Here is a 19,483-nt window from a genome sequence, read left to right as displayed (position 1 = left end):
GAAGATGGGATGCCCCTCGACGAAACGAAAGGTGCCCGCGTCCCCTGGGGGCGCGGGCACCTCTCACGGCGGGAAGGCGGGTCAGGTCACGTCGTCGTAGCCGTTGACCCGGTCCGTGCTCGACTGCTCGGGCAGCGACCGGCTGGCGGAGACCGTCTCGACCGCCCCGACGTCCTCGGGGGTGAGGTCCAGGTCGGAGGCCTCGTCGTCGGCGGGGCCGGCCAGATCGCGGCGGCGCTTGCGCCGGTCGTTGAGGATCGAGAAGAGCACCGCTCCGAAGTACAGCACCCAGATCGGTCCGGCGAGCGCCAGCATCGTCAGCGGGTCCGTGCTCGGGGTCGCGACGGCCGCGAACACGGTGATGCCGAGGATCATGGCCCGCCACCAGCCGAGCATGCGCCGGCCGGTGAGGGCACCGGTCAGGTTCAGCATGATCAGCAGCAGCGGCAGCTCGAAGGACAGACCGAAGACGATCACCATGCGGGTGACCAGATCCAGCAGGTCGTCGAGCGGGAGCAGGTTGTTCACACCGTGCGGCGTGAACCCGATCAGGACCTTCGCCGTGGTGGGCAGCACCTTGTAGGCGAAGTAGGCGCCACCGAGGAAGAGCGGGACGCCCGTCCCGACGAAGCCGTACGCGTACTTCTTCTCGTGGCGGTGCAGGCCGGGGGCCACGAAGGCCCACAGCTGGTACAACCACACCGGGGAGGCCAGCACGACACCGGCCATCAGCGACACCTTCAGCGCCAGCGTGAACGGCGTGAGCAGACCGTTGATCGTGATCTGCGCGCACTGCTGGGTCTTGTCGTGCGACTTCGCCAGCTGTTCGAAGGTCTGGGCGCAGCCGACCGAGTCCAGCACCGGCTTGGTGATGAAGTTGACGATGTCGTTGTAGAAGAAGGCGGCCACACACGTCACGACGACGATGGCCAACATCGCCTTCGCGAGCCGGTTGCGGAGCTCACGAAGGTGATCCGCGAGAGGCATGCGCCCCTCGGGATCCCTCTCCTGCTTGCGGGCAGACTTAAGCAACCCACGTCCTCATCTCGTGCGGCAGGCCGGGAGTCAGTCCGGCCTTGCGTCAGCGCTGGGTGGTGTCCGTCGGCTCGTTGACCGGGCGCGAGCTGGTCACGTCGCCGGGGGACGCCTGGATGGTGCGCTGCGCCGGGGGCTGCTCGTTGGAGGAGGGCGCCGGGGCGGGGGCGTTGCTCTCTTCCTTCATCGCCTTGGCCTCGCTCTTGAGGATGCGCGCGGACTTACCGAGCGAGCGGGCCATGTCCGGAAGCTTCTTCGCGCCGAACAGCAGGATGATGACGACGAGGATGAGAATGATCTCGGGGGCGCCGAGCCTTCCGAACATAAGTCTTTACCTTCTCACCGAGGCTATTGGTTGGGGTGCCGTCGGATCAGTCGGACATATGTCCCACCGATCGTGCTGACAGCGATCGTAACGCTCAGGGGTAAACGAGAGGCAATCCCCGTACGTACTCCCGGTCATCGATACGCGCCTCGTTCTTCGCACCGTGACCAGCAGCGTACCTGCCGGGACGGTCAAGGTGACAGGGCGAAGTGACGCAAAACGCTTGAGAAGCCCTTATCAGCGGGCACCCACAGCAAGCCTCACAGGGAGTCCGCGGCCCTCGCCGCGCTCACCGAGGCGCGCTCCAGATCCTCGGCCGCCCTGTTGATCCGCCGCGCGGAATCCGAGACCTGGCGGCCCAGCCGCTGCGCCTCCACGAAGACCCGGACACCCAGCACACCCAGGACGACAAGCCCCAGAAAACCCACCGCCACCGCGAACATCGCCCAGAACATGCCGCCGAGCCTAGACGGTGGAGTGCAGCCTCAAGGTCCTGACCCCGCCCCCGGTCAGCAGCTCGACGATGCGTTCACCCGCGGGCTTGCGGACGGCGGCGCCGCACTCGGGGCAGGTGAAGGAGTAGAACGTCGTCCGGCTCGTGGCACCGATGGCGAGCCGCAGGGCGCTCGCGGCGAGCTCGAAACGGCCCCGGCAGTCCGGACAGCCGGCCTTGAACACCACGGGGACCACTCTCTTCATCCCCGCGAAAGCGGCCGCCACCGTCATTTCCCTCGCACCGGACCCCGCGGACTCGCTCAAAGCCCTCGCTCCTGCCTGTCGTGAACGCCGTGCACCTCATCGGCACCCTGCGGTGCGTCCGGCGTCCGCGCGACGCCGTCGTAGGCCGCCAGCGCCTCGCGGGCCGCCTGCCGGGCGCTGTCGGCGAGCTCGGGCGGCGAGACGATCCGCCCGTCGCGGCCGAGCCGCAGCGCCAGGCGCCGCAGCGACGCCGGATCGGGGGTGCGCAGGGTAATACGCAGCCCGCCGTCGGGAAGCTCATCCGCGCTGTCGTGCGGGTAGTACTCGGCGACCCAGCGGCCGCCCGGGCCGACCTCGACGACCACCTGCGGATCCTCGGCGGCCGGCTGCACCAGCGCCTCGGACAGGTCCCGCAGCTCGATCTCCGGCGGCGCGGACGGCTCGTCGAGGATCCTGATCTCGGCGACCCGGTCGAGCCGGAAGGTGCGGCGCGCCTCGGAGCGGCGGCACCAGGCCTCCACATAGGTGTGGCCGACGCTGACCAGGCGGATCGGGTCGATCTCGCGCTCGGTGACCTCGTCACGGGCGGGCGAGTAGTAGCGGATCCACAGGCGGCGGCGCTCGGAGATGGCCCGGTCGACGTCGGCGAAAACGCCGCCCTCGGACTCGAAGGTCACCGACAGCCGGGAACTGGCCCCCGCCGTCTCACCGGCCGCGGCCTCGACCTTGGCGGTGGCCCGCAGCAGCGCCTGCCGGTCGCCCTCGCGCAGGCCCGGCAGGGTCAACACGGCCCGCGCGGCCACCAGCAGCGCGGTCGCCTCGTCGGCGGCCAGCCTGAGCGGCGCGGCCACGTCGTCGGGGTTGTGCCACCAGATGCGCTCGCCGTCGGTGTCGATGTCGAGCAGATCGCCGCCGCGGAAGCTGGTGCCGCACATGGGCAGCACGTCGAGGTCGGAGACCAGCTCGTCCTCGGTGATGCCGAAGGCGCGCGCGACGTCCGCGATCCGGGCGCCGGGGCGCTCGCGCAGATACGTCACCAGGGAGAGCATCCGCCTGGTCTGGTCGATGGCGTTCACGGGCCTGACCGGTTTGCCTGCCACTGTCTTGCTCCGCTCCCCCTCAGCCCTTGGCCACGGCACGCAGCCGGTCCACCACGTCCGACCGCAGCTCGGCCGGCTCCAGGACCACCACGTCCGGCCCGAACTCCACCAGCCACGCGTCCAGGCCGTGCCCGTACGGAATCTCCAACTCGTCCCAGCCCTCGCCGAGTTCCCGCACCGAGGTGGCCTTCGCCCGAAGGGGGTACCCCGAGCCGGTGCGCAGCCGGATCAGCGCCGTACGGTCGGCGATCTCGCCGGCCCAGCTCGCGACGGTCTCGCGCACGGTGACGACGTCGGGCACCGGGGCGGTGAAGCCGCTGCCCCGCGAGCGGACCTTGCCGGTGATCCGGGACAGCCTGAAGACGCGCTCGGCGCCCCGGTCGCGGTCCCAGCCCGCGAGGTACCAGTGACCGCGCCAGCACTCCAGCGCCCACGGCTCCACGTGCCGGGGCTCGGGGCGGGCGGCGGAGGCCTTGCGGTAGTCGAAGAGGACCGGGCGGCGGTCGCGGCAGGCCAGCATCAGCGGCTCGAACGCGGCCTCGTGCACCGGGATGCGCGGCTCCAGGGCGCCGTGCGCCTCGTACGGGTCGACGTCCTCGGGCAGCCCGGCGGCGCGCAGCTTCTGCAGGGCGCCGCTGGCCGCACCCGCGAGGCGGGCCTGCTGCCACACCTTGGCGGCCAGGCCCAGGGCCGCGGCCTCCTCGGCGTCCAGGGTGATCGGCGGGAGACGGTTGCTGTCGCGGCGGGCCAGGTAGCCGACCTCGCCGTCGAGGTTCTCGACGGTCTCGATGACCAGGCCCAGCTCGCGCAGGTCGTCCTTGTCCCGCTCGAACATCCGGTTGAAGGAGTCGTCGGAACCGGCCGCGCCCCGGTCCGGGCCGAAGGCCTCGACGTAAGCCTCAATGGACTCGCGCAGCTCGCGCTTGCTGAGCGGCCGCCGTGTCCCCAGCAGGCACAGCGCCAGGTTCATCAGCCGCTCGGCCTTGGCAATGGCCATCGACGCCCTTCGCCTTCCTTATGGTGCTTACGATCGATGACCGTACCGCTCCCCCGCACCACGGCAAAAGCCGAGGGCCCATGCCCGAACAGGCATGGGCCCCGGATGATCGGATCCGATCAGCCGTCGGTGGTGGGACCGACGATCAGACGGCGACCAGGTCGCAGACGAAGATCAGCGTCTCACCGGGCTTGATACGGCCGCCGGCGCCACGGTCGCCGTAGGCCAGGCGCGCCGGGATGGTCAGTTGACGACGGCCGCCGACCTTCATGCCCTGTACGCCCTGGTCCCAGCCGGCGATGACCTGGCCGACACCCAGCTGGAACTGCAGCGGCGTGCCGCGGTTCCAGGACGCGTCGAACTCCTCGCCCGTGGAGAAGGCCACGCCCACGTAGTGCACGGAGACGGTGTCGCCCGCCTTCGCCACCGGGCCGTCGCCCTCCCAGATGTCCTTGATCTCAAGGTCCGCCGGGGGCTCGCCGCCCGGGAAGTCGATCTCGGGCTTGTCGATGCTCACGTCTCTAGCTCCTGCTTGTGTACGACACGGAACGCGGACAGTCTTTCATCCCCACCGCACTCTCGCAGGCCGCGGGCGGCCAGCGCGGCGCGGCTACATCGCCGCCAGGATGTCCACGGAGAAGACCAGCGTGGAGCCCTTCTTGATGACGCCGCCGCTCGGCGGGGTGTCCCCGTACCCGAGGTCCGGGGGTACGACGATCATGACCCGGCTGCCCACCTTCTTGCCGACGAGTCCCTGGGACAGTCCCTTGACGATCTGCTGCATCTGCTCCAGCGAGAACTGGCTCAGCCGCCCGGTGGTGTACGTCTGCTCGAACGGCTTGCCGCTCTCCCAGACCACGCCCTTGAACTGGCACAGGATCGCCTGGTCCGCCTTGAGGGCGGCGCCGTCGCCCTCAAGGACGTAGTTCGACACCAGCTTCTTGGGCGGGTCGGCCTTGGGGACGTCGATGGACGGGGCCTTGCCGTCGGTGTTGGTGCCCACCTTCGGCAGCGCGGTGTCGGTCTGCGGGACGGGCTTGCCCGTGGCCGAGCTCTTCGAATTGAAGGCGTTCAGCAGGTCGACGACGAAGACGAGCGTGTCCGTGCCCTTGATGCCCGCCTGCGCGTTGCCCTCCTTGCCGTAACCCAAGGTCGGCGGCACCGCCATCTCGACGCGGCTGCCGACCTTCTTGCCCGCCAGGGCGTAGCGCCAGCCGTCGATGACGCTGCCCTTGGCGAGCTGCAGGACCAGCGGGCTGCGGTCGTAGGACTGGTCGAAGACCTTCCCCGTGGCCCAGATCTGGCCCAGGTAGTTCGCCTGGATGAAGTCGTTCTCGGCCACCGTGCGACCGCTGCCCGCGATCACCGTCTTCACCGCGAGGTTCTCGGCCGGCTGCCCGGTCCCCTTGGCGACCGTCGGCTTCTCGTTGAACTTCGTGCCCGCCGTGATGGCCGGCAGCGGGCCCTCCACGATCTTCGGCGGTGGCGCGGCGGACACCGACGGCGACGCGCTCGCCTTGCTGGAGGCGGACTTGTCGTCGTCGCCGCATCCGGCGATCGTGGCGAGTCCTGCGGGCACGGCGGCTAGAAGGAGTGAGCGTCGGCGCACGGTGGGGGCCTCGTAATCAATCGATCTTGTGAATGGCGTGCGCGCAACTCTACGGCGTGAGAAGGGCGCCGTACGGGAAACGTACGGCGCCCGTGTGGCGTTCCTGGGCGGAACGGCGGGATCACATTCCGGCGATCAGCTTTTCCACCCGGTCGTCCACGGAACGGAACGGGTCCTTGCACAACACGGTGCGCTGTGCCTGGTCGTTGAGCTTCAGGTGCACCCAGTCGACCGTGAAGTCACGGCGCTGTTCCTGTGCCCGCCGGATGAAGTCGCCGCGCAGCCGGGCCCGAGTGGTCTGCGGCGGAACCGACTTGCCCTCGAAGATCTTCAAGTCGTTGCAGATCCTGGTGGCTTGGCCCTTCTTCTCCAGCAGGTAGTACAGGCCACGACGGCGGTGGATGTCGTGGTAGGCGAGGTCTATCTGCGCGACCCGCGGATGCGACATCGTCATGTTGTGCTTGGCCCGGTACCGCTCGATGAGCTTGTACTTCATCACCCAGTCGATCTCGGTGCCGATGCGGTCGAGGTCCTCGGACTCGATCGCGTCCAGCGTGCGGCCCCACAGCTCCAGGACCTGCTCGACCGTGCCGGTGCGGATGCCGCGCCGCTCGCAGAAGTCCACGGCCTTCTCGTAGTACTCGCGCTGCACCTCGAGGGCGGAGGCCTCCCGGCCGCTGGCCAGGCGCACCTTGCGCCGGCCCGTGATGTCGTGGCTGACCTCGCGGATGGCCCGGATCGGGTTCTCCAGGGTCAGGTCCCGCATCACCGTGCCCGCCTCGATCATGCGCAGCACCAGGTCGGTGGCGCCGACCTTGAGCAGCATCGTCGTCTCGGACATGTTCGAGTCGCCGACGATGACGTGGAGGCGGCGGTAGCGCTCCGCGTCCGCGTGCGGCTCGTCGCGCGTGTTGATGATGGGCCGGGAGCGGGTCGTCGCCGAGGAGACGCCCTCCCAGATGTGCTCCGCGCGCTGGCTGACGCAGTACACGGCACCACGCGGTGTCTGCAGCACCTTGCCCGCGCCGCACAGCAGCTGCCGGGTCACCAGGAACGGAATGAGGATGTCGGCGAGCCGGGAGAACTCCCCGTGCCGTGCCACCAGATAGTTCTCGTGGCAACCGTAGGAGTTGCCCGCCGAGTCGGTGTTGTTCTTGAAGAGGTAGACGTCGCCCGCGATTCCCTCCTCGTGCAGGCGTCGTTCCGCGTCCACCAGAAGCCCTTCGAGAATGCGCTCTCCGGCCTTGTCGTGGGTGACCAGTTCGATCACATTGTCACATTCGGGTGTCGCGTATTCCGGATGTGAGCCCACGTCGAGATAGAGCCGGGCGCCGTTCCGCAGAAAGACATTGCTGCTACGACCCCATGACACGACACGGCGGAAGAGGTACCGCGCCACCTCGTCAGGCGACAGGCGGCGCTGTCCCCTGAACGTGCACGTGACGCCGTACTCGTTCTCCAGCCCGAAAATGCGGCGGTCCATGACTGAACATTACGCCCGATCCCCTGAGCTGAAACGGGGTTCGGCAGCACGATTTGGATCAGTTTCCGATGAAGCCGCAACAACCCCGCTCCCCGCGGGAGCTGCGAGGACCCGTCCCGTGGCCATGAGAACCAGCAACGACACGGCGCCCGCCACACCGGGCACGGCGAAGCCCCACAGCGCGCCACCCTCCTGGACCACGGGGCCCGCCAGGCCCGTTCCCACGGACGCACCCACGGTGAACGTCGTCACAAGCCAGGAGAACGCCTCGGTGACCGTCCCGCTCGGCGCGTGCCGGTCGACGATGACGAAGGCGCAGGCGATGGCGGGCGCCAGGAACACCCCGGCGAGCGCCGTGAGCAGCACCATGGCCACCGCGCCCGGCATCAGCATCAGCGGCAGGTAACACACCGCCAGAAGGCCCACCAGCACCCTCAGTCGCCGCTCCGGCACACCACTCCACCGCCGCGCCCCGTACACGGTCCCGCCCACCAGCGCGCCGAGCCCCAGGGCCGCCATCAGCCAGCCGTACACCGCGTCGCCGCCGTGCTCGTCGGCGTACGGCACCGAGGCCACTGTGATGGAGCCCAGCGCGGTGCCCACGAAGAAGAACGAGGCCAGCAGCGCCAGCAGTCCGGGCGACCTGAGCGCGCCCAGCCAGTGGGCCTCACGGGGCGCCGAACGCCACGCGCGCGCGGGCGCCGACACGACCACGGAGAGTGCGCCGAGCACGCCCAGGGCGTTGAGCACGAGCAGCGCCGCCCGCTCCGACCACAGCGACGCGCACAGGGTCACCAGCAACGGGCCGACGGTGAACATGACTTCCTGCGCCACGGCGTCCATGGCGTACGCGGTGTGCACCTGCTCCTCCCGGCGCAGGACGCTCGGCCACAGGGCGCGCAGGCCGCCCTCCAGGGGCGGGGCGAACAGGCCGGCGGCCGCGACGGCGGCGTAGGCGAGGGGCAGCGGGTCGGTGCCGGTGAAGGCGAACACCGTCATCGCGAGGGCCGACAGGACTGCGGCGGGCAGCTGTACCCGCGGCTGTCCGCGCAGGTCCACCAGCCGGCCCAGCACCGGCTGCCCCACGGCGTTGGCGACGCCGTAGACGGCCGCCAGCGCCCCGGCGAGGCTGTAGGTGCCGCCCTGCGCGCGGACGAACAGCACCAGGGCGATGGCGGCGGTGGCGTTGGGCAGCCGGCCCACCAGCGTGCCGACCAGCAGCCGGGCCGCGTGCCTCGCCCTGAGGATCTCCAGGTATCCCGCGGCCATCCGTCTTCCTCCACCGGCTCGCCCGTAGGGCTTCCGGCCCCACAGGTGTTACGTATAACGTCTCCGCTCATACGTACCATGTGCGCTGTTCACACGTCCATACGAAGGAGCGCACCCCCCGTGGCACGCAGCAGTACGCGCCCGACGAGCCGTGACGTCGCCCAGGCGGCCGGTGTCTCCCAGGCGGCCGTCTCGCTCGTGCTGGGCGACAAATGGCGCGGACGGGTCTCCGAGACCACCGCCGAACGGGTACGGCAGGCCGCGCGCGAGCTCGGCTACCGGCCCAATCTGGCCGCCCGCAATCTGCGCCTGGGTCACACCCGCACCGTGCTCCTCGTCGTACCCGCGCTGACGACCGAGTTCTTCGCCGGCGTCTACACCGGCGCGGCCAGGGTCGCCGCGCAGCACGGCTTCGGCGTCGTGCTCTACCCCTCCCCCGAGGGCATCGGCCCGGCCCGCAACCCCTTCGCCTCCGCCCAGGCCGCCCTCGACGGGGTCATCGCGTCCTCCATGGCCGCCGACGCGCTCACCGCGATCCGCGGCGACCAGCTGCCCCTGGTGATGCTCGACAGCGACCCGGAGGGCAGCCTCGGCGCCGCCACCGTGAACCTCGACATCGCCGACGGGGTCCGCCAGGTCGCCGAGCACCTGCTGGACCTGGGCCACCGGCGCTTCCTGCACCTGGCCGCCGACATCGCGTCCTGGACCTTCGAGGTACGCGCGCGGGAGCTCGCCGCGCGGGTGGGAACCGTCGCCGGGACGGACGTACGCACGGTCCGGGCACCCATCTCGATCGAGGGCGCCCTCGCCGCCACCGAGGCCGCCCTCGCCGCCCCCGGCCCCCGCCCCACCGCACTGGTCTGCGACGACGACAAACTCGCGGCGGGCGCCTACAAGGCCCTGCGCCGACTGGGCCTGCGCGTCCCGGACGACATCTCGGTGACCGGCCTCGACGACCTGGCCCTGGCCACCGCCATCGACCCCGAACTCACCACGGTCCGCCTCGACGCCGAACTCTTCGGCGAACACGGCATGCGAGCCCTCCTGGCCGTCCTGGAGGGCGAGGAGCCCGAGAACGGCGACATCCCCGTACAACTCGTCGTCCGCGGCTCGACGGCCCCGCCACGGGCCTCCTGACGCACAGACGCGCCCTGGCCGATGGTGGTCGGCCTGGGCGCGTCGGGATGAGGTGGGTGAGGGGAACTAGTCCTCCTCCTCGGCGCTTTCCGCCTCCGTGGCCGCGCCGTCCGCCTCCAGGAGACGGGAGAGCTGGCGGCCGACGATGCGCTTGAACTTGCGCTGCTGGGGGCGGGTGCGGTCCAGGACCGCGACCTCCAGGCGCTCGGCGGGGATCTCCCGCTCGCTGCCGTTCGTGTCCCGCGACAGGGCCTGCACGGCCAGCTTGAGCGCCTCCGCGAGGCTCATGCCGTCCTGGTGACGCTGATCGAGGAAGCTGCTGATCTGCTCCGCGTTGCCGCCGACCGCGACCGAGCCGTGCTCGTCCACGATCGAGCCGTCGTGCGGCAGCCGGTAGATCTGGTCGCCCTCGGGGGTCTCGCCGACCTCGGCCACGACCAGCTCCACCTCGTACGGCTTCTCGGCCGCGCTGGAGAAGATCGTGCCCAGCGTCTGGGCGTAGACGTTGGCGAGACCGCGGGCGGTCACGTCGTCCCGGTCGTAGGTGTACCCGCGCAGGTCGGCGTAGCGGACGCCGCCGATGCGGAGGTTCTCGTACTCGTTGTACTTGCCGGCGGCCGCGAAGCCGATCCGGTCGTAGATCTCGCTGAACTTGTGCAGCGCGCGGGACGGGTTCTCACCGACGAACACGATGCCGTCGGCGTACTGCAGCACGACCAGGCTGCGGCCACGGGCGATGCCCTTGCGGGCGTACTCCGCCCGGTCGGCCATGGCCTGCTGGGGGGAGACATAGAACGGCGTCGACACCGGTTATCCGTCCCTTTCTGTCGAAGTCACTGCGATCACCTGGATAACAACCGGCCGTCGGCTACAGCAGCGCGGCCCGCGGGCCGTCGGGCTGCTCCAGCCGTCGCTCCAGCACCGCGCGAGCGATCTCGGAGGCCTCGTCCTCGGTGAGGCGGCGGAAGCCGTCCTCGGTGATCACGGTGACGATGGGGTAGATCCGGCGGGCGACATCGGGACCGCCGGTCGCCGAGTCGTCGTCTGCCGCGTCGTACAGGGCCTGGACCACGAGCGTCGTGGCCTGGTCCTCGGTCAGGTCGTCACGGAACAGCTTCTTCATGGCGCCCCGGGCGAAGATCGAGCCGGAGCCCGTCGCCGCGTAGCCGTGCTCCTCGGAGCGGCCGCCCGTGACGTCGTAGGAGAAGATCCGGCCCTTGGCCCGGTCCACGTCGAACCCGGCGAACAGCGGCACGACCGCCAGGCCCTGCATGGCCATGCCGAGGTTGGAGCGGATCATGGTCGACAGGCGGTTGGCCTTGCCCTCCAGCGACAGCTGGGCGCCCTCGACCTTCTCGAAGTGCTCCAGCTCCAGCTGGAAGAGCTTGACCATCTCGACGGCCAGACCGGCGGTGCCGGCGATGCCCACGGCCGAGTACTCGTCGGCCGGGAAGACCTTCTCGATATCCCGCTGGGCGATGACGTTGCCCATGGTGGCCCGGCGGTCACCGGCGAGCACGACACCGCCCGGGAAGGTCACGGCGACGATCGTGGTGCCGTGGGGCGCCTCGATCACACCCTGGGTGGGCGGCAGCTGCCGGTTGCCGGGCAGCAGCTGGGGCTGGTGATCAGAGAGAAAGTCCATGAACGAAGAGGACCCTGGCGTCAGGAAGGCAGCTGGTAGACGCCCGGTGCTACGAGTGTTGGCTTCCACGCGATTCCTTCCACGTATGCGGCAGCCCGCCTTATGACGTCGGGCCGATCCTTGAACTGCCCCAGCGCCGCGTTGCAGCTGAAGCACAGTACGCCACGGACCCTACCCGTCTCATGGCAGTGATCCACATGTACGGGCGCAGCCGCCAAACATATGCAGCAGACGCCGCCTTGAGCGGCGATCAAGTCATCGCGCTCGGTCTCGGTGATGCCGTACTGGCGCTTCAGATGCCCCTGACGCCCTTGGACTGCCCGACACGCCTTGCAGCGCGTCGAAAGACCATCGGACGCCGTGGCATTGCGGTGCCATGCGCTGTGCGGCTTGACCTCGCCGCACGTTCGACACAGCTTGTGCCCGGCGGGAACGTCGACGCTCTCCCGCACGGGCTTGCCCACGGCTTCCCGACGGCGCCGGTAGTGCGCGGCACTGTATTCCGCCACGCACTGCCGACACCGCACTTGGAGGCCGTCGCGCCGGTTCTTGTCCCTCGCGAATGCCTCAAGTGGCAAGTCGCGCCGACAACCGGAGCAGTGCTTCGCGTTCGGTTCGCCAGCCACCCTCATCCCCCACAACCTTCGAACTGAAGGAGGAAGCGGCTCAACGACCTCTACTCGCCACCCTTTTGCACGAAGCTTCGAACGAAATCCTCGGCATTTTCCTCGAGTACGTCGTCGATCTCGTCCAGGACCGAGTCCACGTCGTCGCTCAGCTTCTCGTGCCGCTCCTTGAGGTCCCCGGAGTCCTGCGCATCCTGCGTCTGCTCCTCGACCTCCTCGGTGGAGCGCGTCGCCTTCTGCTGGCCGCCGCCGGTGTCCTTGGTCGCCATAACCCTCACCCCGCTCAGTTCGCCCGACATGGTCGACAGGTCGGCATTCCTGCCGATCGGTGATGATCAGACCCTACAAGCCGGGTCCGACATCGGCCCCGCAGTTTCTCCAACGTACGGGGGCCACCTCGATGATTCCCGGGCGCCGGGATTTCCACCCCGTGCGCCCGGTGCGCCCACCGCGCCGGCTCATCCGCCGGACAGGACCCTGACCAGGTCTTCCGCGGTACGGCAGCGGTCCAGCAGTTCCTTGACGTGATTACGCGTTCCGCGTAGCGGTTCCAGGGTTGGGACGCGCTGGAGGCTGTCGCGCCCGGGGAGATCGAAAATGACCGAGTCCCAGGACGCCGCGGCCACGTCGTCGGCGTACTGCTCCAGGCAGCGGCCCCGGAAGTAGGCCCGGGTGTCCTCCGGCGGCTTCGTACGGGCCCGCTCGACCTCCGCCTCGTCCAGGAGCCGCTTCATGCGTCCGCGGGCCACGAGACGGTTGTACAGGCCCTTCTCGGCCCGCACGTCGGCGTACTGGAGGTCGACCAGGTGCAGCCGGGCGGCATCCCAGTCCAGGCCGTCGCGGCGGCGGTAGCCCTCCATGAGCTCCCGCTTGGCCACCCAGTCCAGCTCCCCCGCGAGGCTCATGGGGTCGTTCTCCAGGCGGTTCAGGGTGTCCTCCCAGCGGGAGAGGACGTCCTTGGTCTGCTCGTCCGCGTCGGCGCCGAAGCGCTCCTCCACGTACTTGCGCGACAGCTCGTAGTACTCCATCTGCAGCTGGACCGCGGTGAGCGTGCGGCCGCTGCGGAGGGTGACCAGGCGCTTGAGGCCGGGGTCGTGGGAGACCTGGTGGAGGGTGCGTACGGGCTGGTCCACCGCCAGGTCGACCGCGATGAAGCCGTCCTCGATCATGGACAGGACCAGGGCGGTCGTGCCGAGCTTCAGGTAGGTCGAGATCTCCGACAGGTTCGCGTCGCCGATGATCACGTGCAGCCGACGGTACTTCTCGGCGTCCGCGTGCGGCTCGTCGCGGGTGTTGATGATCGGACGCTTGAGGGTCGTCTCCAGGCCGACCTCGACCTCGAAGTAGTCCGCGCGCTGGCTGAGCTGGAAGCCGTGTTCGTGGCCGTCCTGACCGATGCCGACACGGCCCGCTCCGGCGAAGACCTGGCGGGAGACGAAGAAGGGCGTGAGGTGGCGGACGATGTCCGAGAAAGCGGTCTCCCGCTTCATCAGGTAGTTCTCGTGGGTGCCGTAGGAGGCGCCCTTGTTGTCGGTGTTGTTCTTGTAGAGGTGGATCGGCTGGGCGCCGGGCAGCTGGGCGGCGCGCTCCGCGGCCTCGGCCATGATCCGCTCGCCGGCCTTGTCCCACAGGACGGCGTCGCGGGGGTTGGTGACCTCGGGGGCGCTGTATTCGGGGTGGGCGTGGTCGACGTAGAGACGCGCGCCGTTGGTGAGGATCACGTTGGCCAGGCCGATGTCCTCGTCGGTGAGCTGGCTGGCGTCGGCGGCCTCGCGGGCCAGGTCGAAGCCTCGCGCGTCCCGCAGCGGGTTCTCCTCCTCGAAGTCCCAGCGGGCCCGTCGGGCCCGGTGCATCGCCGCCGCGTAGGCGTTGACGATCTGGGACGAGGTGAGCATGGCATTGGCGTTGGGGTGGCCGGGGACGGAGATCCCGTACTCCGTCTCGATGCCCATTACTCGCCGTACGGTCATGCGGCCCTCCTTGCCCGGCGGCACCCTCGGTCGTGGGCGCCGCTCACGTACCGCTGGCGCTCCGGTGCGTGTGCGGTGCCCGTCCCCGCACTGCGCGACTCGGCGGTAGGAAAGAGCCTAGAACGCCTCTGCGCTGGTGGGGAGATCATTTGCGTCATTGCCTGCTCCAGCCGTGGGCCGAAAAACAGTCGGCTGCGGGTACCCGCCGAGGGCACCCGCAGCCGCCCTGCTCTTACAGGTACTGGCCGGTGTTCGCCACCGTGTCGATGGAGCGTCCGGTGTCCGCACCCTGCTTTCCGGTGATGAGGGTACGGATGTACACGATCCGCTCGCCCTTCTTTCCGGAGATTCGGGCCCAGTCGTCCGGGTTGGTGGTGTTGGGCAGGTCCTCGTTCTCCTTGAACTCGTCCACGCAGGCCTGGAGCAGGTGGGAGACGCGGAGACCCTTCTGGTTGTGTTCGAGGAATTCCTTGATCGCCATTTTCTTGGCGCGTCCGACAATGTTTTCGATCATGGCGCCGGAGTTGAAGTCCTTGAAGTAGAGGACTTCCTTGTCGCCATTGGCGTAGGTGACTTCCAGGAAGCGGTTTTCCTCGGATTCGGCGTACATGTGCTCGACCGCCGTCTGGATCATGCTCTGGACGGTGGTTTCCTTGCTGCCGCCGTGTTCGCCGAGGTCGTCGGCGTGCAGCGGGAGGCGCTCGGTGAGGTACTTGCCGAAGATGTCCTTGGCCGCTTCGGCGTCCGGACGCTCGATCTTGATCTTCACGTCGAGTCGGCCGGGGCGCAGGATGGCGGGGTCGATCATGTCCTCACGGTTGGAGGCGCCGATCACGACCACGTTCTGCAGGCCCTCGACACCGTCGATCTCGGCGAGCAGCTGGGGGACGATGGTGTTCTCCACGTCCGAGCTGACGCCGGAGCCGCGGGTGCGGAAGAGGGACTCCATCTCGTCGAAGAAGACGATCACGGGGGTGCCCTCGCTGGCCTTCTCCCGTGCGCGCTGGAAGACGAGGCGGATCTGCCGCTCGGTCTCGCCGACGTACTTGTTCAGGAGCTCGGGGCCCTTGATGTTGAGGAAGAAGCTCTTGCCGGCGGCCTGCCCGGTGACCTCGGCCACCTTCTTGGCGAGCGAGTTGGCGACGGCCTTGGCGATGAGCGTCTTGCCGCATCCGGGAGGTCCGTAGAGCAGGACTCCCTTGGGCGGACGCAGTTCGTGCTCCTTGAACAGGTCCGGGTAGAGGTACGGGAGCTCGACCGCGTCGCGGATGGCCTCGATCTGGTTGCCGAGGCCGCCGATCTGCTCGTAGCCGATGTCGGGGACCTCTTCGAGGACGAGTTCCTCGACCTCGCTCTTGGGGACGACCTCGTAGACGTACCCGGAGCGGGGTTCGAGCAGCAGGGCGTCGCCGGGGCGGATGGTGACGTCCAGCAGCGGCTCGGCGAGCCGCACCACCCGTTCCTCGTCGGTGTGCCCGAGCACCAGGGCGCGCTCGCCGTCCTCAAGGATCTCCTTGAGGGTGACGATGTCCCCGACGCGCTCGTACTCCATGGCCTCGACCACGTTGAGCGCCTCGTTGAGCATGACCTCCTGGCCGCGCCTGAGGTCGTCGAGGTCGACGCTGGGGCTGACGTTCACCCGCAGCTTGCGGCCGCCGGTGAAGATGTCGGCCGTGCCGTCCTCGTTCGCCTGCAGGAAGACACCGAAGCCGGCGGGCGGCTGTGCGAGCCGGTCGACCTCTTCCTTGAGTGCCACGATCTGGTCGCGGGCCTCGCGGAGCGTGTTGGCGAGCCGCTCGTTCTGGGCGGACACGCCGGCCAGATTGGTCTGCAGCTCGACGATCCGCTCTTCGAGAATCCTCGTGTGTCGCGGAGAGTCGGCGAGCTTGCGTCGCAGGACGGCGATCTCCTGCTCAAGGTAGGCGATCTGCCCGGCCGGGTCCTCGGACCCTCGTCCCGGGCGGATGCCGCGGTTCATGTCGTCGTCGTGGGCTGCCACGGTCCTCACCTCCTCCAAGGGGAGCTGGACGCTTCCAGACCCTACCTGGGTGGGTGTCGATTGAAACCCCTAGATCACAAAGACTGTCAAGGAGTGTCCGATCTTCACCCTTGCGCTCTCCCTCACGCCAGGGGAATACCCACCGAACATGATTGGGAAGCCGCCAGAGGTAGGCTCGAACCGTTCAACACCCGTCAGAGCTGGCCGGATTCCCGTGCAGCTCGGCGCAGAAATGGCAGGAGATATGAGCGTGCAGCAGGAGACCCGAAGCGGCGGCGAGGCGCTGGAGGTCTGGATCGACCAGGACCTGTGTACGGGCGACGGGATCTGCGCCCAGTACGCGCCCGAGGTGTTCGAGCTGGACATCGACGGACTGGCCTACGTGAAGGGTCCTGACGACGAGCTGCTGCAGGCCAAGGGGGCAGTGACGGCGGTGCCGTTGCCGCTTCTCGCGGACGTGGTGGACTCGGCCAGGGAATGCCCGGGCGACTGTATCCATGTACGTCGGGTTCTGGACAAGGTTGAGGTCTACGGGCCGGACGCGGAGTGACCCTTGAGGCACGCGCCGTGAGCAATGTCTGATTTCTCACACCCCCGGGCCCGCGCCCGGGAGTTTCACACGCTGTGGGCCGCCGCGGGCGTGGAGCGGATGAACGCGCTCCCGTTCCACTGCCACTTGGCCCCGGTCCGCACGTCGGGGCAGCAACTCGGCACGTCGGACGTGGAATAGCCGAGCAGGGTCGCCGTGACGGCTCCGGCGCGGACGGTGAAGTCGGTGACCGTGAGCCGGTCCTTGGGGTCGACGAGCGTGGCGACGACCCGGGGGCTGGTCGCCTCGGCGGCCTGCGTGAGGACATAGACAGCGTCCGGCGGGGTGCCCATGGGGGCGTCGCAGTGCGCCACGACGACTGTTTCCGGCCGGCCGTCGCCGTCGAGGTCTCCGGCGGCCTTCTTCTTCACCACGACCTTCACCGGACCGCATTCCAAGGGGAAGTCGACCCCGGTGGTGGCGGGCGGGGCGACGGCCGAGGGGGCGGACTGCGTCCTGGTGCCGGCGGCGGGCGGGGCGGCCTTGGCCGAGCCCGGCTGCACGACGGAGGAGAGGGCCACGACGCTGGCGACAGCGGTCGCCGTGGCGACCCAGTGAAGGGCGCGGGCGTCGGTGTGCGCGAGTTCCGGGACGGCGGAGTGCTGCACTAGGAGTGTCTCCTGCGGTGGCTGTGCCGGTGGGGTGGCCAGCATGGTGCCACACGTCACAGTGGCGGGGAACGGTGGGGTCCGAGGTTCCTGCGGCTCGTGCCGTGCGGATCCCGGTGTCCGGTCAACGCGTGGGCGCCGTGCCCCAGTTCCCGAACCGTCCGGGGAACTGGGGCACGGCGCCCTTGCGTTGGTCGCGGTGCGGGGCTCGGCTCAGCGGCCGGCGCCGCCGTCGGCGTTGGGGCCGGCGTAGTCCTCGCCGTAGGCGCCCTTGGCGGGGCGGCGGCGGCGCATGGGCGGCTCGACGCCGTCCGCGAGGCGGCGGGCGGTGAGCAGGAAGCCGGTGTGGCCGATCATCCGGTGGTCCGGGCGGACGGCCAGGCCCTCGATGTGCCAGTTGCGGATCATCGTCTCCCAGGAGGTCGGCTCGTTGAAGCAGCCGATCTCGCGGATGGACTCGACGGTCCGGGCGAGCTGGGTGGTGGTCGCCACGTAGCAGCACAGGATGCCGCCGGGCACGAGCGCCTTGGAGACGGCCTCCAGGCACTCCCAGGGGGCCAGCATGTCGAGGATGACGCGGTCGACGTCGGTGTCGCTGAGGTTGTCCTGGAGGTCGCCGACGGTGAGCTGCCACGCCGGGTGCGTACCGCCGAAGTAGCGCTCGACGTTCTGCTGGGCGATCTCGGCGAAGTCCGCGCGGCGCTCGTAGGAGTGCAGCATGCCCTGGTCCCCGATGGCGCGCAGCAGGAAGCTGCTGAGCGAGCCGGAGCCGACGCCCGCCTCCACGACGCGGGCGCCGGGGAAGATGTCGGCGAAGGCGAGGATCTGTCCGGCGTCCTTGGGGTAGACGACGGCCGCCCCGCGGGGCATGGACAGGACGTAGTCGGGGAGCAGGGGGCGCAGCGCGAGGTAGGCGACGTTTCCGGTGGTGCGGACAACGCTGCCCTCGGGAGCGCCGATCAGCTCGTCGTGGGGGAAGGATCCCTTGTGGGTGTGGAAGTTCTTCCCGGCTTCGAGCGTGAACGTGTAGTGGCGGCCCTTGGGGTCGGTCAGCTGAACCTGGTCCCCGACCTTGAAGGGCCCGCGCCTGCGGGCGGCACCGGTCGGTTCGGACATGTGAACAGCCTACCGGTCCCCGCGGGCCCCTCGGACCACGCCGTTTCCCCGCCCTTGGGGGGCTCGTTACGCGGGCCTGGCCATCGCCTTGACGAAGGCGCGCTCGACGTCGGCGGCGGACAGGACGCCGTAGATCTCCCCGGTCTCCTCGACGACGAGGTACTCCGTGGCCGGGGTGGCCCGCAGGGCGTCGAGGAGGTCCTCCCCCGCGAGTTCCGCCGAGACGCGCATGCCGTCGGTGAGGTCCTGGGCCAGGCCGCTGACGGCGACCCAGGGACGGCGGTGTTCGGGTACGCCGACGATGGCGGCCTCGCGGACCAGGGACAGGGGGTTGCCGTCGGCGTCGACGACGACCAGGGCGCGGGCCCCGGCGGCGTTGGCGCGGCGCAGGGCCTCGGAGAGCGGGGTGTCGGTCTCGACCGGGACGGCCCGGCGGGTGAGGTTGCGGGCGCGCAGTTCCGGCAGGTGTTCGCGCAGGCGTGCCATGCGCAGGCTGTTGCCGGCTCCGGTCCAGATGATCGCGGCGAGGATGGCGGCGAGTAGGGCGTCCGTGACGGTGTCCATGCCGCTGATTTCCTCGTGGCCGGAGCCGAAGGTGCCGGACTGGTTGAGCAGCGGGAGGCCGATCAGGACGGAGATGGCGAGGGCGCGGCCGACCCAGGCGGCGGCCACGGTGCCGCTCATGGGCTTGCCGGTGATCTTCCAGACGACGGCGCGGAGCATGCGGCCGCCGTCGAGGGGGAGGCCGGGCAGGAGGTTGAAGGCGGCCACGATGAGGTTGGAGATCATCAGGCCGGCCAGCAGGACGCCGGGGACCGTGCCGGGCCGGACGGGCTGCATGGCGAGGTAGAAGAGCCCGGCGAGGACCAGGGAGAGCAGCGGGCCGACGAAGGCCAGCACGAACTCGCGTCCCGGTGTCTCCGCTTCCTTCTCGATCTCCGAGACGCCGCCGAAGAACTGGAGCTGGATGCGGCGGACCGGGAGCTTGTAGCGGATCGCGGCGACCGTGTGGGCGAGTTCGTGGACCAGCACGGAGGCGTAGAAGGCGACGGCGAAGAAGAGGGAGACCAGGTAGCGGGCGGCGCCGAGCTCGGGCAGCACCCGGTCCAACTGGCCGCCGAACACCCAGGTGATCAGGGCGGCGACGAGGAACCAGCTCGGCGCCACGTACACGGGCACGCCGAAGGGCCGGCCCATCAGCAGGCCGCCCCCGGGTTCCCTCGGTCGCTGCGGCGGCCGCCCCTTGGCGATGCCGGAGTCGGCGTGCGAGCGGTCC

21 protein-coding genes are annotated in these 19,483 nt (G+C 69.6%); 2 read left to right on the top strand and 19 right to left on the bottom strand.

What is annotated here, in order from left to right; genetic code table 11:
* Positions 1-81: 81 nt before the first annotated feature.
* The 10 genes from tatC to IPZ69_RS31930 all read right to left on the bottom strand — a co-directional run bounded on the left by tatC (position 82) and on the right by IPZ69_RS31930 (position 8,517).
* Positions 82-1,032: a twin-arginine translocase subunit TatC gene (gene tatC / locus IPZ69_RS31975; protein WP_235458140.1), complete on the bottom strand. Its 951-nt coding sequence runs from the start codon at positions 1,030-1,032 to the stop codon at positions 82-84.
* A 49-nt stretch (positions 1,033-1,081) separates the two neighbouring features.
* Entirely contained in the window at positions 1,082-1,360 is a 279-nt protein-coding gene (gene tatA, locus IPZ69_RS31970) for a Sec-independent protein translocase subunit TatA (protein WP_235458139.1), read from the bottom strand.
* A gap of 260 nt (positions 1,361-1,620) precedes the next feature.
* Positions 1,621-1,815: a hypothetical protein gene (locus tag IPZ69_RS31965; RefSeq protein WP_235458138.1), complete on the bottom strand. Its 195-nt coding sequence runs from the start codon at positions 1,813-1,815 to the stop codon at positions 1,621-1,623.
* A 10-nt stretch (positions 1,816-1,825) separates the two neighbouring features.
* Positions 1,826-2,086: a hypothetical protein gene (locus IPZ69_RS31960; RefSeq protein ID WP_365717519.1), complete on the bottom strand. Its 261-nt coding sequence runs from the start codon at positions 2,084-2,086 to the stop codon at positions 1,826-1,828.
* 29 nt (positions 2,087-2,115) lie between these two features.
* Positions 2,116-3,159, bottom strand: a complete 1,044-nt coding sequence (locus tag IPZ69_RS31955) for a helix-turn-helix transcriptional regulator (RefSeq protein ID WP_235458136.1) — start codon at positions 3,157-3,159, stop codon at positions 2,116-2,118.
* A 19-nt stretch (positions 3,160-3,178) separates the two neighbouring features.
* Positions 3,179-4,156 carry a helix-turn-helix transcriptional regulator gene (locus IPZ69_RS31950; RefSeq protein WP_235458135.1) on the bottom strand — a complete coding sequence of 326 codons (978 nt, stop codon included), beginning with the start codon at positions 4,154-4,156 and terminating at the stop codon, positions 3,179-3,181.
* A 145-nt stretch (positions 4,157-4,301) separates the two neighbouring features.
* Positions 4,302-4,673 carry an FKBP-type peptidyl-prolyl cis-trans isomerase gene (locus IPZ69_RS31945; protein WP_235458134.1) on the bottom strand — a complete coding sequence of 124 codons (372 nt, stop codon included), beginning with the start codon at positions 4,671-4,673 and terminating at the stop codon, positions 4,302-4,304.
* A gap of 93 nt (positions 4,674-4,766) precedes the next feature.
* Positions 4,767-5,765 carry an FKBP-type peptidyl-prolyl cis-trans isomerase gene (locus IPZ69_RS31940; RefSeq protein WP_235458133.1) on the bottom strand — a complete coding sequence of 333 codons (999 nt, stop codon included), beginning with the start codon at positions 5,763-5,765 and terminating at the stop codon, positions 4,767-4,769.
* Positions 5,766-5,886: 121 nt separating this feature from the next.
* On the bottom strand, positions 5,887-7,248 hold the full coding sequence (gene pafA / locus IPZ69_RS31935) for a Pup--protein ligase (RefSeq protein WP_059125684.1): 1,362 nt from the start codon (positions 7,246-7,248) through the stop codon (positions 5,887-5,889).
* A 9-nt stretch (positions 7,249-7,257) separates the two neighbouring features.
* Positions 7,258-8,517 carry an MFS transporter gene (locus tag IPZ69_RS31930; RefSeq protein WP_235458132.1) on the bottom strand — a complete coding sequence of 420 codons (1,260 nt, stop codon included), beginning with the start codon at positions 8,515-8,517 and terminating at the stop codon, positions 7,258-7,260.
* A 120-nt stretch (positions 8,518-8,637) separates the two neighbouring features.
* On the opposite strand from IPZ69_RS31930, the gene IPZ69_RS31925 reads away from it, so the two are divergent.
* The gene (locus IPZ69_RS31925; RefSeq protein ID WP_235458131.1) at positions 8,638-9,654 is read left to right on the top strand and encodes a LacI family DNA-binding transcriptional regulator; all 1,017 of its coding nucleotides are present in this window, start codon (positions 8,638-8,640) and stop codon (positions 9,652-9,654) included.
* A 66-nt stretch (positions 9,655-9,720) separates the two neighbouring features.
* Here the strand turns inward: IPZ69_RS31925 and prcA are convergent, their stop codons facing one another.
* From prcA to arc, 6 genes are all read right to left on the bottom strand, one after another.
* A complete protein-coding gene (gene prcA / locus IPZ69_RS31920) occupies positions 9,721-10,461 on the bottom strand; it encodes a proteasome subunit alpha (protein ID WP_235458130.1) in 741 nt (246 codons plus the stop codon).
* Positions 10,462-10,522: 61 nt separating this feature from the next.
* Positions 10,523-11,368 carry a proteasome subunit beta gene (gene prcB / locus IPZ69_RS31915; protein ID WP_235458129.1) on the bottom strand — a complete coding sequence of 282 codons (846 nt, stop codon included), beginning with the start codon at positions 11,366-11,368 and terminating at the stop codon, positions 10,523-10,525.
* A complete protein-coding gene (locus IPZ69_RS31910; RefSeq protein WP_235458128.1) occupies positions 11,320-11,931 on the bottom strand; it encodes an endonuclease domain-containing protein in 612 nt (203 codons plus the stop codon). Before IPZ69_RS31910 ends, prcB begins: the two co-directional genes overlap by 49 nt.
* A 44-nt stretch (positions 11,932-11,975) precedes the next feature.
* Positions 11,976-12,194, bottom strand: a complete 219-nt coding sequence (locus tag IPZ69_RS31905) for a ubiquitin-like protein Pup (protein WP_235458127.1) — start codon at positions 12,192-12,194, stop codon at positions 11,976-11,978.
* Positions 12,195-12,383: 189 nt separating this feature from the next.
* A complete protein-coding gene (gene dop, locus IPZ69_RS31900; RefSeq protein ID WP_374294531.1) occupies positions 12,384-13,895 on the bottom strand; it encodes a depupylase/deamidase Dop in 1,512 nt (503 codons plus the stop codon).
* A gap of 232 nt (positions 13,896-14,127) precedes the next feature.
* Positions 14,128-15,894 carry a proteasome ATPase gene (gene arc, locus IPZ69_RS31895; RefSeq protein WP_235458126.1) on the bottom strand — a complete coding sequence of 589 codons (1,767 nt, stop codon included), beginning with the start codon at positions 15,892-15,894 and terminating at the stop codon, positions 14,128-14,130.
* Between the two features lie 244 nt (positions 15,895-16,138).
* On the opposite strand from arc, the gene IPZ69_RS31890 reads away from it, so the two are divergent.
* Positions 16,139-16,444 carry a ferredoxin gene (locus tag IPZ69_RS31890; RefSeq protein WP_235458125.1) on the top strand — a complete coding sequence of 102 codons (306 nt, stop codon included), beginning with the start codon at positions 16,139-16,141 and terminating at the stop codon, positions 16,442-16,444.
* Positions 16,445-16,509: 65 nt separating this feature from the next.
* Here IPZ69_RS31890 and IPZ69_RS31885 read toward each other — a convergent pair whose 3' ends face one another.
* From IPZ69_RS31885 to IPZ69_RS31875, 3 genes are all read right to left on the bottom strand, one after another.
* Entirely contained in the window at positions 16,510-17,091 is a 582-nt protein-coding gene (locus tag IPZ69_RS31885; RefSeq protein WP_235458124.1) for a hypothetical protein, read from the bottom strand.
* A 213-nt stretch (positions 17,092-17,304) separates the two neighbouring features.
* Positions 17,305-18,207: a tRNA (adenine-N1)-methyltransferase gene (locus IPZ69_RS31880; protein ID WP_235458123.1), complete on the bottom strand. Its 903-nt coding sequence runs from the start codon at positions 18,205-18,207 to the stop codon at positions 17,305-17,307.
* Positions 18,208-18,273: 66 nt separating this feature from the next.
* On the bottom strand, positions 18,274-19,483 hold a 1,210-nt coding region (locus tag IPZ69_RS31875), incomplete at its 5' end, for a site-2 protease family protein (RefSeq protein WP_235458122.1).

Source organism: Streptomyces olivochromogenes (assembly GCF_021538895.1).
Taxonomy (GTDB): Bacteria; Actinomycetota; Actinomycetes; order Streptomycetales; family Streptomycetaceae; genus Streptomyces; species Streptomyces olivochromogenes_A.
Note: the sequence above shows the minus strand (reverse complement) of the source record. Positions and strands in the feature narration are given on the sequence as shown.

Coding starts and splice junctions, on each gene's coding strand:
- tatA (WP_235458139.1), bottom strand. CDS start 1,360: ATGTTCGGAAGGCTCGGCGCCCCCGAGATCATTCTCATCCTCGTCGTC.
- IPZ69_RS31965 (WP_235458138.1), bottom strand. CDS start 1,815: ATGTTCTGGGCGATGTTCGCGGTGGCGGTGGGTTTTCTGGGGCTTGTC.
- IPZ69_RS31960 (WP_365717519.1), bottom strand. CDS start 2,086: ATGACGGTGGCGGCCGCTTTCGCGGGGATGAAGAGAGTGGTCCCCGTG.
- IPZ69_RS31950 (WP_235458135.1), bottom strand. CDS start 4,156: ATGGCCATTGCCAAGGCCGAGCGGCTGATGAACCTGGCGCTGTGCCTG.
- pafA (WP_059125684.1), bottom strand. CDS start 7,248: ATGGACCGCCGCATTTTCGGGCTGGAGAACGAGTACGGCGTCACGTGC.
- IPZ69_RS31930 (WP_235458132.1), bottom strand. CDS start 8,517: ATGGCCGCGGGATACCTGGAGATCCTCAGGGCGAGGCACGCGGCCCGG.
- IPZ69_RS31910 (WP_235458128.1), bottom strand. CDS start 11,931: ATGAGGGTGGCTGGCGAACCGAACGCGAAGCACTGCTCCGGTTGTCGG.
- IPZ69_RS31905 (WP_235458127.1), bottom strand. CDS start 12,194: ATGGCGACCAAGGACACCGGCGGCGGCCAGCAGAAGGCGACGCGCTCC.
- dop (WP_374294531.1), bottom strand. CDS start 13,895: ATGACCGTACGGCGAGTAATGGGCATCGAGACGGAGTACGGGATCTCC.
- IPZ69_RS31890 (WP_235458125.1), top strand. CDS start 16,139: ATGAGCGTGCAGCAGGAGACCCGAAGCGGCGGCGAGGCGCTGGAGGTC.
- IPZ69_RS31880 (WP_235458123.1), bottom strand. CDS start 18,207: ATGTCCGAACCGACCGGTGCCGCCCGCAGGCGCGGGCCCTTCAAGGTC.